Annotated in this window: 13 protein-coding genes; 8 read left to right on the top strand and 5 right to left on the bottom strand. The window is 69.4% G+C overall.

Translation table 11 applies throughout. From position 1 onward, the window contains the following. Window positions 1–20 precede the first annotated feature (20 nt). Window positions 21–1,058, bottom strand: coding sequence for a CarD family transcriptional regulator (locus tag VFZ09_RS02290; RefSeq protein WP_329725789.1), 1,038 nt, complete (start codon window positions 1,056–1,058; stop codon window positions 21–23). A gap of 252 nt (window positions 1,059–1,310) precedes the next feature. Here VFZ09_RS02290 and VFZ09_RS02285 point away from each other — a divergent pair, with 252 nt between their 5' ends. Both VFZ09_RS02285 and VFZ09_RS02280 read left to right on the top strand, forming a co-directional pair. Next, window positions 1,311–1,472 carry a hypothetical protein gene (locus VFZ09_RS02285; protein WP_329725788.1) on the top strand — a complete coding sequence of 54 codons (162 nt, stop codon included), beginning with the start codon at window positions 1,311–1,313 and terminating at the stop codon, window positions 1,470–1,472. Then, on the top strand, window positions 1,469–2,269 hold the full coding sequence (locus tag VFZ09_RS02280) for a hypothetical protein (RefSeq protein WP_329725787.1): 801 nt from the start codon (window positions 1,469–1,471) through the stop codon (window positions 2,267–2,269). The genes VFZ09_RS02285 and VFZ09_RS02280 overlap by 4 nt, the downstream gene beginning before the upstream one ends. 11 nt (window positions 2,270–2,280) lie before the next feature. Here the strand turns inward: VFZ09_RS02280 and VFZ09_RS02275 are convergent, their stop codons facing one another. Together VFZ09_RS02275 and VFZ09_RS02270 are read right to left on the bottom strand one after the other, a co-directional pair. Continuing rightward, on the bottom strand, window positions 2,281–3,003 hold the full coding sequence (locus tag VFZ09_RS02275; RefSeq protein ID WP_329725786.1) for a hypothetical protein: 723 nt from the start codon (window positions 3,001–3,003) through the stop codon (window positions 2,281–2,283). 132 nt (window positions 3,004–3,135) lie between these two features. Next, window positions 3,136–3,480, bottom strand: coding sequence for a hypothetical protein (locus tag VFZ09_RS02270; RefSeq protein WP_329725785.1), 345 nt, complete (start codon window positions 3,478–3,480; stop codon window positions 3,136–3,138). A gap of 145 nt (window positions 3,481–3,625) precedes the next feature. Here VFZ09_RS02270 and VFZ09_RS02265 point away from each other — a divergent pair, with 145 nt between their 5' ends. After that, window positions 3,626–5,431: an acyl-CoA dehydrogenase family protein gene (locus VFZ09_RS02265; RefSeq protein ID WP_329725784.1), complete on the top strand. Its 1,806-nt coding sequence runs from the start codon at window positions 3,626–3,628 to the stop codon at window positions 5,429–5,431. A gap of 21 nt (window positions 5,432–5,452) precedes the next feature. On the opposite strand, the gene VFZ09_RS02260 is transcribed toward VFZ09_RS02265, so the two are convergent. Both VFZ09_RS02260 and VFZ09_RS02255 read right to left on the bottom strand, forming a co-directional pair. Continuing rightward, complete coding sequence (locus tag VFZ09_RS02260) at window positions 5,453–6,175, bottom strand: PilZ domain-containing protein (RefSeq protein ID WP_329725783.1); 723 nt, start codon at window positions 6,173–6,175, stop codon at window positions 5,453–5,455. An 87-nt stretch (window positions 6,176–6,262) separates the two neighbouring features. Further along, window positions 6,263–6,871, bottom strand: coding sequence for a hypothetical protein (locus VFZ09_RS02255; protein ID WP_329725782.1), 609 nt, complete (start codon window positions 6,869–6,871; stop codon window positions 6,263–6,265). A gap of 270 nt (window positions 6,872–7,141) precedes the next feature. Here VFZ09_RS02255 and mraZ point away from each other — a divergent pair, with 270 nt between their 5' ends. Genes mraZ through VFZ09_RS02230 form a run of 5 tightly spaced genes read left to right on the top strand, consistent with a single transcriptional unit; the run spans window position 7,142 to window position 11,357 of the window. Further along, window positions 7,142–7,591 (top strand): division/cell wall cluster transcriptional repressor MraZ, encoded by a 450-nt coding sequence (mraZ, locus tag VFZ09_RS02250; RefSeq protein ID WP_329725781.1) that lies wholly within the window; start codon window positions 7,142–7,144, stop codon window positions 7,589–7,591. 47 nt (window positions 7,592–7,638) lie between these two features. Continuing rightward, window positions 7,639–8,016, top strand: coding sequence for an STAS domain-containing protein (locus VFZ09_RS02245; protein WP_329725780.1), 378 nt, complete (start codon window positions 7,639–7,641; stop codon window positions 8,014–8,016). Further along, a complete protein-coding gene (gene rsmH, locus VFZ09_RS02240) occupies window positions 7,973–8,932 on the top strand; it encodes a 16S rRNA (cytosine(1402)-N(4))-methyltransferase RsmH (protein WP_329725779.1) in 960 nt (319 codons plus the stop codon). Before VFZ09_RS02245 ends, rsmH begins: the two co-directional genes overlap by 44 nt. Next, a complete protein-coding gene (gene ftsL, locus VFZ09_RS02235) occupies window positions 8,929–9,339 on the top strand; it encodes a cell division protein FtsL (protein WP_329725778.1) in 411 nt (136 codons plus the stop codon). Before rsmH ends, ftsL begins: the two co-directional genes overlap by 4 nt. A gap of 11 nt (window positions 9,340–9,350) precedes the next feature. Further along, window positions 9,351–11,357 (top strand): penicillin-binding protein, encoded by a 2,007-nt coding sequence (locus tag VFZ09_RS02230; RefSeq protein WP_329725777.1) that lies wholly within the window; start codon window positions 9,351–9,353, stop codon window positions 11,355–11,357. Window positions 11,358–11,376: the final 19 nt, after the last annotated feature.

The following is an 11,376-nucleotide window of genomic DNA, read 5'->3' as shown; positions in this document are numbered from 1 at the left end:
GTCACCTCGAAAGACGGGTCTCACTCATCATCGGCCTCGATGTCGTCATCGAGGTCGGCATCCTGGTCCTCTGCCTCCTCGGTCTCGGGAGGCTTGGCCTTGGGCGGGCGGCCGCGCTTCTTGGGCGCGGGCGCGGCGGCCTCGGCACCCTCGGCGGGCCTGGCCTTGGGCGGGCGGCCGCGCTTCTTCGGCGCGGGAGCCTCGGCGCCCTCCGGCTTGGGCTTGGGCGGACGGCCCCGCTTCTTGGGCGCGGCGGCCTCGGCGCCCTCCGGCTTGGGCTTGGGCGGACGGCCCCGCTTCTTGGGCGCGGCGTCGGCGCCACCCTCGGCGGGCATGGCGGCGGCCTTCTTGCGGGGCTTCTCCTCGCCCTCCTCGTCCTCCTCGCCGGCTTCCTCGGAGGACTCCTCTTCCTCTTGCGGAGCCTCCTCCTCGTCCGGAGGCAGGTCCAGCTCGCTGTCGAGCCCGAGCAGGTCGGCGTCCAGGCCGAGATCCTCGTCGCCCTCCCCAGGACGGGGCGCGAACTCGGCGGCGGTGCGCTTGGGACGCTCGCGGCCGGGCGGGAAGAGCACCAGGTCGATGGCGTCCTCGGCGTTGCAGTCCGAGGTGTTGAGCGCGGCGGCGATTTCCGACACCAGCAGGTGGCGAGCGTTGTCGTACAGCTCACGCTCCTTGGTGGGCAGCGGGCGCAGCTCGCTGAGCACCTGCAGGCCCTTGACCACCTCGGCCATGCCGATGAGGCCACCCTGGGCCATGCGGTCCTGGTTGGTGCGCGCGCGCATCTTCCAGTCCAGGTCCGCCTTGTCGCTGTCGGAGCGCAGGAACTCGAAGACCTGTTTGACGTCCTCGGGGCCCGCCACCTTGCGGACGCCGATGGAGATCACCTTGGTCTGGGGCACCATCACCTTCGCCCCATCCTCTTCCCGGTGCATGGTGACGAAGGTGAGCTTCTGACCAGCCACCTCCTTCACATCGATGGCCGAGACGCGGCAGACCCCTTGATTCGGGTAGACCACCCGGTCGCCAACCGCGAGCTGGAGTGACGCGGAGCCTTCTGGCATGTCCCCCTCATGAGACGCGAGAGCAGTGAGAGGTCGTAGCATCAACCCTCAACGGATGCCACGACTTACGAGGGGCGGATGTCCGGTCCCAGGAGATCCGGGCGTCCAGCCGGGCGGGCGCCCCGGGGCCCGGAGGGATGGGGAGGGTCTTTTTCCGCTACAGGACGCCACAGGTCCGAAGCGCCGGGAGCCCTCTGGCGCGTGGGCTCCGGGTATCATGCGCCGCTCAACACTTGCCCGAGGTTCCTCCTGGTGAACGCCTCCACCGCGGATGCCAGCCGCTTCCACGACATGGTGCTCTTCAAGGACGCGAGCACGGCCGCGCTGCATGCCGCGCAGGCGGGACTCGCCCGGCAGGAGTGCGTCACCGCCGCGTTTGCCCCGGCGGCGCGTGTGGAGAAGGACGCGCCATGAGGCTGAGGTGGGTGCTGGGGCCGGTGGTGGTGCTGGCCATGGGGTGCACGGAGGAGAAGCCGGCCGAGCCGCTCTCGTCGCTCAAGCCGGCGCCGCTCCCGGCGCTCGTCGCGGAGGAGGACGCGCGCTTCCAGGTGGCTCCGGCCGAGGTGTATGGCGAGCCCGTGCCCGGGAAGGTGTTGCGGGTGGAGCTGGCGGGAGAGGCCGTGCGGCTCGGCGGGGAGCGGTTCGTGCCCTCCAAACCCGAGGACCAGGCCCGGCTGCGCGAGCGGGTGAAGGAGCAGGGCGTGCTGCTCGTGCCGGACGCGGACACGTTCCTCGCGCAGACCTCCGAGCTGCTCGCCGTCCTGCGTGAGTCCGCGCGCGAGGTGTGGCTGCTCCACCCGGACGCCCCGGTCGCCTACCCGCTGGTGCTGCGCGACGAGCAGGGCTTCCAGGCGTGGCTGGCCGAGGCCGCTCCCGGCAAGCTGCGCATCATCCAGCGGCAGGACGGCTTCGAGCTCACCACCAGCGTGGGGAAGCTGCCGGGCCCGGACGCCAACGGGCCTTCGGTCCCCGTGCGCGGTGGAAGGCAGGACATCGCCACGCTGCGCAAGGGGCTCGGGAGGTTGAAGGGGCGCTTCACCACCTCCGAGGACATCTGCCTCGTGCCCTCGTTCGGCACGGAGCTGGCGCAGGCGGCGCGGGCGCTCGGTGGGGTGTACGCGGCGCCCGGCGAGCCCTACTTCGAGACGCTGTGCTTCATCTACCCGACGCCCCGGGCGCCCGCCGTGGCCGGGGCTCCGGCGGGACAGTAGGGCCCGGGCCGCTACTCGATGGGCATGGGGACCCGCAGCTCGGCGACGAAGTCCGCCTCGCATTTCGTGAAGCCCTCGCAGGACTCCAGTCCCGCCTGACCCCTGGCGGTGACGCGGAGCGTGAAGTCGCCGGTCTTCCGCACGTCCAGGATGAAGCGGATGTGGTTGGCGTCCAGACGGACGCCCTGCATCGTATAGGTGTCTTCCTCTCCCTCCGGCGTCCCGTCCAGCCGGAAGGCGACCTGCGCGCTCTCCAGGACGTCGCTCACCGGCAACCACTCGATGTCCACGGCCGACCCGTTGCGGAGCGAGGTCTGCTCCGTGCCATTCACCTTGACCCGCATGCTGCGCGTGGCGTGGAGCTGCTTGAAGGCGGCGCGCAGGGTCGACTTGCCATCCGTGAGGACGTAGTCCGTCAGGGACTCCTCGGTCGGACTCGCGGGGCCCTTGAACCGGGGGAATTCGCAATCGAAGAAGCCACTGGGGGTGTCGTAGGACTCGCCCCGCTTCTCCAGGGTGAAGACCTCTCCGTTGACGGTGAGGGTGGTGTCCGTGGGGATGCGGTAGCACGAAGAGCCCGCGGGGCTGTCGTACTGGAGCAGGACGGTCTCGTCACCCGCGCCGTCGTAGAGGGCGTGGAAGGTCAGTCCGGGGATGTCCTTCAGGTCCCGGTCGAGGGTGGCGGGTTTGCAGGCGGTGAAGGCCAGGGCGAGGAGCGGCACGAGTTTCTTCATGCCCGCGTTTCCTAGCAGAGATCTCCGGCCCGTCTCCGGGGATGAGCAGCCGTGGCGCGTGGCCCGCGGCTGGCTCGTAGGGCAGCGTACAGGGGAGGCCGCGCGGCTCGGGGCGCACGGCCTCGGGGGCGCTCAGTTCGTGGCCACGCAGACGGAGCCGGGATTGCCCCGGAAACCGCCCTCGCACTTGTAGCCCGTGCGGCAGTCATCGTTCGAGCGGCACTTCAGGAAGCAGGCGGACACGTCCTCCGCGTAGCCCTGGCTCACACAGCTGCTGCCCGTGGGGCAGGTCTCGTCCTTGCCGGGCACGCAGGACTGCGAGCAGTAGCCTCCCGGCGTGAAGGTCTGATTGTTGATGCAGAAGCCCTTGTCGCCACAGTCGGCGTCCGTGGTGCAGGCGTCGCCCACCGTCGCGCCACAGCCCACGAGTCCCACTCCCAGCAGCACGGCTCCCAGCACGTTCCAGCGCAGCTTCATGGCGTCACTTCCTCCGCGAGTCCAACTCGGTTGAGAAGGGGCGGGCCTGTGGCTACTACCGCCCTGATGCACCGCGCCATATCTTGCCCGGCGCGGTGGCACAACTGCCTCCCGAGCGAGGAGGCGACCTCCTGGAGGATTCCGAATGGCAGCAGTGCTCGAGCAGCCCCGTTCCGGTGCGGTCCCCGTCGGGGGTGCCTTCCTGTTCAACGATGTGGGCTCGGTGCGCATCACCACGCCCGAGTTGTTCACCGAGGAGCAGCGCCTCTACCTGAAGACGGCGCTCCAGTTCTCCACCGAGCAGGTGCTCCCCCAGGCCGAGAAGATCGAGGCCAAGGACAACGCGCTGCTGCGCGACCTGCTGCGCCGGGCTGGCGAGCTCGGCCTGTTGATGATCGACATCCCCGAGGCCTACGGCGGCCTGGGCCTGGACAAGACCACCTCACTGCTCATCGCCGAGGCCATGAGCCTGCAGGGCTCCTGGTCCGTGTCCTTCGGGGCGCACACGGGCATCGGCACGCTCCCCATCGTCTGGTTCGGCAACGAGGCCCAGAAGCAGAAGTACCTGCCGAAGCTGGCCACCGGTGAGCTGGTGGCTGCCTACGCCCTCACGGAGCAGGGCAGTGGCTCGGATGCGCTCGGGGCCAAGACGAAGGCCGTGCTGTCTCCGGACGGCAAGGAGTGGAGCCTCAACGGCTCGAAGCTCTACATCACCAACGCGGCGTTCGCGGACGTGTTCGTGGTGTTCGCCAAGGTGGACGGCGACAAGTTCACCGGCTTCATCGTGGAGCGCGGCACGCCCGGCTTCACCGTGGGGCCCGAGGAGCACAAGATGGGCATCCGTGGCTCCTCCACGTGCCCGCTCTACTTCGAGGACGCGCGGATTCCCCGCGAGAACCTGCTCGGCGAGGTGGGCAAGGGGCACAAGATCGCCTTCAACATCCTCAACTATGGCCGGTTGAAGCTGGGGGCGGGGGTGCTCGGTGGCATGAAGCTGCAGCTGCGCAACGCGCTGCTCTTCGCGCAGGAGCGCAAGCAGTTCCAGACGGCCATCGTGAGCTTCCCGCTCACCCGGGAGAAGCTGGCGCGGATGACCACGCTCATCCACGCGGTGGAGAGCATGACGTACCGCACATCGGGCCTGGTGGACGCGGTGCTGGCGGGGGCGGACAAGTCGGCGGCCGACTACCCGGCGCGCCTCATCGCGGCCATCGAGGAGTACGCCATCGAGTCCTCCATCATGAAGGTGTACGGCTCGGAGGCGCTCGGGTACGTGGCGGATGACGCGGTGCAGATCCACGGCGGCGCGGGCTACATCGAGGAGTACCCGGTGGAGCGGGCGTACCGGGATGCGCGCATCAACCGCATCTTCGAGGGCACCAATGAGATCAACCGGATGCTCATCGCGGGGATGCTGCTCAAGCGCACGATGAAGGGCACGCTGCCGCTCTTCGAGGTGGCGCAGGCGGTGGACGAGGACCTGGGGGCGGGGCGGCTGCCGAAGGCGCGGGTGCAGGACGAGCTGGCCGCGGAGGAGCAGGCGGCGGAGAACCTCAAGCGGCTGGCGATTTATGCGTTGAAGGTGGCGGCGGAGACGTTCGGGGCGGAGATCGAGCAGCGCCAGGAGGTGCTGGCGACGGTGGCGGACATCGTGATGGACGCGTACGCGCTGGACTCGATGGTGACGCGCACGAGGCAGGCGGCGGTGGACGGGAAGCTGGACGCGGTGCGGGTGGCGATGGCGCGGCAGTACGCCACCGAGGCCAACGTCCAGTCCTACGCCCGGACCCGGCGCGCGCTGTGTGCCACCGTGAAGGGTGACACGCTCAAGGAGCACCTGGCGAAGGTGGCTCGGCTGGAGCTCTTCACGCCGTACGATCCGGTGGAGCTGCGCGAGACGATCCTCCAGGCCGTGGAGAAGGCCAGCGGCTATCCGTTGTCCGCGGTGTAGGGCCCGGAGGAGCGTTACCGCTCACGGCATGCGCATCACCGCGTCCATGCCGAAGCAGACGCGGGCGCGCCAGGGCGGAGGCGGCATGGACTCGAGCGACAGCAGCTTCTCCAGCCGCTCCGCCGACTCCGGGCTCAGGGTGCCGAAGGTGACGCCGAACGTGGGCAGCACCTCGGGCCCTCCCGCCGACGTCCACGCGATCTCGCCGTGCAGCATCATCGGACCCAGCGCCAGGTCCATCTCCAGCATGAAGGGCATGCCCACCTTCACCGCGGCCGGCAGCGCGGGCGCCTCTACCTCCAGCCCCACGCCTCCCCGCGACAGGTCGCGCACGAAGAAGGGCGGCGCGAAGGGCGTCTCCTCCTCCATCGCCGGCAGGTGCAGCGGGATGCGCGGGTAGCGGCGCAGCTTCTCGAACTCCTGCAGATCGAAGATGCGCTGCAGCACCGCGTCCAGTCCGCCCCGATCCTGCCCCGGGTCGTACTTCACGGTGATCATGTGGCGCCCGTTAGGCTGCGGTGTCACCCGCACCACCTCGCCCACCACCTCCACGGGCGTGGCCACCCCGGGGTTGTGCATCTCGAAGACGAAGCGCGTTCCCACCGGCAGGCTCTTCTGCGTCTGCAGCGTCACGCCTCCCCGGCCGATGCTGCGCGTGTACTCGCTCAGCAGCGCCTCGGGCTTCTTGTAGGCCACCTTGAGGCGTACCTCGCCCTGGGCTCGGTTCGTCGCGGTCTGGCTCATGGCAGCGGTACTCCCCTGGAATGGCGTGGCAAGGCCGGGCCTCCAGTTTGGAAGTCCGGCCTCGGAAAAGCGACAGCGGGCGGGCAACTAGGCCTTCGGCAGCTCGCCAGCAACGATGGAGAGGGTGTCCTGGGTGTACACGTGGCTGCCCTCCGACGTCTTGATGCTGCCGTCGAGCACCATCGTCACGTTGCCGGAGTGCGCCGAGGTGGCGGTGAGCGCCATGGTCAGCGCCACGTCCGCCTCGATGTAGTCGGAGATCTCCCCCTCGATGGTCAGCCGGCCCTTCATCGTGGTGATGACCGACAAGCCGGTGAAGTCCGGGTGCAGGTCGAAGCGCATCGCGTACACCATCTTGCCGTTGTACTCGTTCTTCCCGTCCTCGTTGCAGCCGTCGTAGGTGACGTCGTAGTTGAAGGTGCCGGTCTGGCCGGAGTTGGTCAGATCCACGCTCCATTTCACCTCTCCGCCCTTGTAGCAGGGGTGGGAGTCGGAGACCGTGAGGGCGCCGCTGGCCAGGGCCTGGCGCACCAGGGCGTTCGCGGACGTGTTGCCGTTGCGACCCACCGGCTGGGAGGCCTGGAACGCGGCCTGCGCCGCCCCCTTCTCACCACCCCCCAGCTTCGCGCCGCCTCCGCAGGCCACCAGGCCCAGGGTCATCGCGGCGAGCATCGTCAGACGAGTCAAGCGGGTCATGTGTCCACCTTACGTTTTCGAGTGAGGGCCCCGCTCCCCCGGCCAGGACGCGAGGCGTGAGCGGCCCTGCACAGGCGCTCAGCGGCGGCAGTTATGCAGAGTCGGGCCCCTCTCGTCCATGTTTCCCCCGTGTGACACGGGCCTGTACGCGCCTGTTGCATTTCTTGACCGGGTAGGGGGCCGCGCGTATTTTCCGCCGCCCAAGTGGATCGGAGTGGGAAGGGGTGGCGTAATGTGGATCGGCCGGGCTGACAAGGTGGACTTCTTCGCGTGTTCCGAGGCGTCTATGAGCACCAGATCGACGCGAAGGGGCGCACCAGCCTCCCGGCCCGGCTGCGCGAGACGCTCGTGGGCTCGTACGACGAGCGCCTCATCATCACGACGGCGTTGGACCCCTGTCTCCATGCCTACCCGGTGCGCGAGTGGGAGCAGCTCGAGGCGGCGCTCGCCAAACGTAACCCGATGGAGCCAGGGGTGAAGACGCTCATGCGGCTCTACGTGGCCAGCGCCCAGGAGTGCCCGCTCGACAAGCTCGGGCGCGTGCTGATTCCGCCGTCGCTGCGCTCCCACGCGGGGTTGGACAAGGACGTGGTGTGGGCGGGGATGGTGAAGGTGATCGAACTGTGGAGCCGCGAGGGCTGGGCCAGAGCCCAGGAGGAGGCCCGCAAGGAAGCCTCCAGCGCGGACGTCATGCGCGTGCTCACCGAGCTGCGCCAGTAGTGGGCTGAATTTTCGACGGGAAGCGGGAAACCCGGGAAGGTGGTGTCATGAACCAGGCAGCCGAAGCACAGGGCATCCGCGCGGTCTCCAGTGGGCGCGTGGAGACCCTCATGCTCGAGGGGGAGCTTCTGGAGAAGGACCTCACCCAGCTCTGCGAGCAGCTCGGGCTTCGCATGCAGCGGGGCCTGCGCAACGTGGTGTTGGATCTCGCCGAGGTGCGGCACCTGGACTACCGCGGCGTGAAGCCCCTGGTGGCCCGTGCCGAGGCCTTCCGCAAGGCCGGCGGAGACATCAAGCTGTCCGGGCTGTCTCCCTACCTGGCCGCGATCCTCCGGGCCGCGGGGGCTCACGATGTCTTCGAGCTCTACCCGCATATGAACGATGCCCGGGCCGCCTTCGCGCTCGCGCGGGCCCCGTTCGTCTAGGCGCCCCTTGGCTGACTTCAGCCATCAGACCGTCCTCCTGAGTGAATCGGTGGACGTCCTTCGACCGGGAGCGGGGAAGGTGATCATCGACGGCACACTGGGTGGTGGGGGTCACTCCGAGGCGCTTCTCGCCCGGGGTGCGACCGTCCTGGGGGTGGACCGGGATCCGGTCGCGCTCCAGGCCGCCCGCGCCCGGCTCGCCGCGTACCCCGCCTTCAGCGCCCGGCAGGGCAACTTCGGGGACCTGCTCGAGGTGGCCTCGGACCTGCTGCCGGTGGATGGCGTGCTGGTGGACCTGGGCGTGTCCTCGCCCCAGCTCGACGTGGCCGAGCGCGGCTTCTCCTTCCAGAAGGAGGGCCCGCTGGACATGCGCATGGGTGACACGGGCTGCACCGCCGCCGAGCTGATCGCCGAGGAGGACGAGGCGCAGCTGCGCCACATCCTCGAGGAGTACGGCGAGGAGCCCTTCGCCCGGCCCATCGCCCGGGAGCTGAAGCGCGCGCTGCCCACGCGCACCCTGGAGGCCGCCGAGGCCGTCAAGCGCGCCGTGCCCCGCAAGGCCTGGCCCAACAAGATCCACGTGGCCACCCGCACCTTCCAGGCGCTGCGCATGGCGGTGAACCAGGAGCTGGAGTCCCTGGAGTCGCTGCTCGCCGCGCTGCCCCGGCTGCTGAAGGTGGGGGGCCGCGCCGCCGTCATCTCGTTCCACTCGCTCGAGGACCGCAAGGTGAAGGAGACCTTCCGGGACATGGTGGGCAGCTGCAAGTGCCCTCCCGGGTTTCCGGTGTGCGTCTGTGGCGGCCAGGGAGATTTCGCCCTGGTGTCGCGCAAGGCCATTGCCCCCTCGGACGAGGAGATTGCCGCCAACCCCCGTGCCCGGAGCGCGCACCTGCGCGTGGTGGAGAAGATCCGATGAGCCGCATCAAGCCCGTGTCCCGTGGCAGTGGGAGTGGAGTGTCGGTGGGCCAGGTGCTGCTGCACCTGCTGCCCGCGGTGTTCCTCTTCGCCCTCTTCGCCGCCGTGGGCTTCGTCCACGTGACGAGCCGCGTGCTGGTGGTGGACATGGGCTACCGCCTCTCCAAGGCCGAGGCCGAGGAGCGTGCCCTCATCCGGGAGAATGATCGGCTGAAGCTGGAGCTCGCCACGCTGAAGAACCCGGCGCGGCTCGAGAAGCTGGCGCGTGAGAAGCTCGGCATGTCCATGCCCGCGGGCTCGCTCGTCATCGCGCTGCCGGCGGAGATGCCGGGCAAGAAGCGCAACGCCCGCGTGGAGGCCCGTGACGCCCGGAGCGTCCGCGTGGCCGAGCGCGGTGCACCGCACTGAGGGGACTGGCCGTGAGGGACTTCAAATCAGCGCGGGCGCCCGAGCCCAACCAGAAGTGGCTGCGGCTTCGCGTGAAGCTGATGGCCTGCTTCTTCGTCCTGCTGCTGATGGCCGCCTTCGGCCGCGCCGTGCAACTCCAGGTGTTCGAGCGCGACAAGCTGCGCGGGCTCGCCCAGGACCAGTACGTCCGCCAGATAGAGATCCCCGCCCGCCGGGGTGACATCTTCGACCGCCGTGGCACCCCGTTCGCCCAGAGCGTGGAGGTGGACTCCATCTGGGTGGACCCCTCCATGCTGCCCGATGTGAAGCAGGCCTCGCGCTTGCTCGCCAAGGTGCTGAAGCTGGACGTGGAGGACCTGCAGGCCCGGCTCACCCGCGCCAGGCGCTTCGCCTGGGTGAAGCGTCAGGTGACGCCCCGCGAGGTGGAGGCGGTGAAGGCCCTCGGGCTGCCCGGCTTCGGCTTCACCAAGGAGCCCAAGCGTTTCTACCCGCAGAAGGAGCTGGGCGCGCACGTGGTGGGCATGGTGGGCCTGGACGGCCACGGCCTCGAGGGCCTGGAGCTGGCTTTCGAGGACGAGCTGTCCGGCCAGAACTCGCGCCTGTCCGGCTTCCGCGATGCGAAGGGCCGCAAGCTGCTCGTCTCCGGCGCTCCGGACACCATCGAGCGCCAGGGCGCCTCCGTCACCCTCACCATCGACCGGCACCTCCAGTTCGTCGCCGAGCGCGCCCTGAGCCGCGCGGTGGAGGACGCCAAGGCGGTGGCCGGCATGGCCATCGTGTTGGAGCCGAAGACGGGGGAGATCCTCGCCATCGCCAACCACCCGCGCTTCAATCCCAACGCCCCCGAGAAGGAGGCGCGTGCCAGCATGCGCAACCGCGCCGCGCTCGACGTCTTCGAGCCCGGCTCGACGATGAAGGCCTTCGTCGTGGCCAGCGCGTTGGATGAAAAGGTCATCAAGCAGGACGACCTGTTCTTCTGCGAGAACGGCGCGTGGACCATCGGCCGGCACACCATCCACGACACCCACCCGCTGGGCTGGCTCACCCCGCAGCTGGTGCTGCGCGAGTCCTCCAACATCTGCTCCTCCAAGATTGCCCAGCAGCTGGGCCGCGAGCGGATGGTGAAGGCCTACCGGGACTTCGGCTTCGGCGAGCGCACCGGGCTGGCGCTGCCCGGAGAGGGACGGGGCTCCATCCCGTTCCCCAAGGCGGAAGTGTCGCTGGCCACACAGTCCTTCGGGCAGGGCATGAGCGCCACCGCCGTGCAGATGGCCGCCGCCTGGGGCGCGCTGGCCAACAATGGCGTGCTGATGCGCCCCTACCTCGTCTCCAAGGTAGTAGACCCGGACGGGGTGGTGCTGCTGGAGAACCGGCCCACCGAGGTGCGCCAGGCCGTCTCCGCGGCGACGGCGAAGAAGGTCGTCTCCATGCTCGAGAGCGTGGTGACCAAGGAGGGGACCGCTCCCAAGGCCGCCATGGAGGATTACCGGGTGGCTGGCAAGACGGGCACCGCCCAGAAGGCGGATCCGGTGGCCCGGGGGTATTCCGACAAGCGGCTCGCCTCCTTCGTGGGCGTGGTACCGGCCGAGAATCCTCGCGCCGTCATTCTCGTGATTGTGGACGAGCCCAAGACGGACGTGTACGGGGGAAGCGTGGCCGCCCCCGCTTTCAAGGAAATCGCTACCGCCGCCATGGCCCACCTGGCCGTCCCTCCCTCTCGAGAGGTGCCGCTGCCGCCCACCGCCATGCCGGTGGCGGCCGCCCAGCCCCCTCCCGCGAGCGCGGAGACGGCCCGGCCCGTGGTGTCGGAGGCTGTCACCGAGAACGTGGAGCCTGGCTCCGTCCGCGTTCCGGATGTCGTTGGTCAGGCGGGGCGCGAGGCGGTGACGAAGCTGCTCTCCTCGGCCCTGGAGCCTCGATTGTTAGGTAGTGGACGCGTTGTTTCGCAGAGTCCCGCCGCCGGTGCGCTGGTGGAGAAGGGTGCGCGAGTGACGCTGGAGCTGGCGGCGCGGCAATGAGGCCGCGGGACAGCTCAGC

Origin of the sequence: Archangium sp. (assembly GCF_036277355.1) — a bacterium.
In the GTDB taxonomy this organism is placed as follows: domain Bacteria; phylum Myxococcota; class Myxococcia; order Myxococcales; family Myxococcaceae; genus Archangium.
Note: the sequence above shows the minus strand (reverse complement) of the source record. Positions and strands in the feature narration are given on the sequence as shown.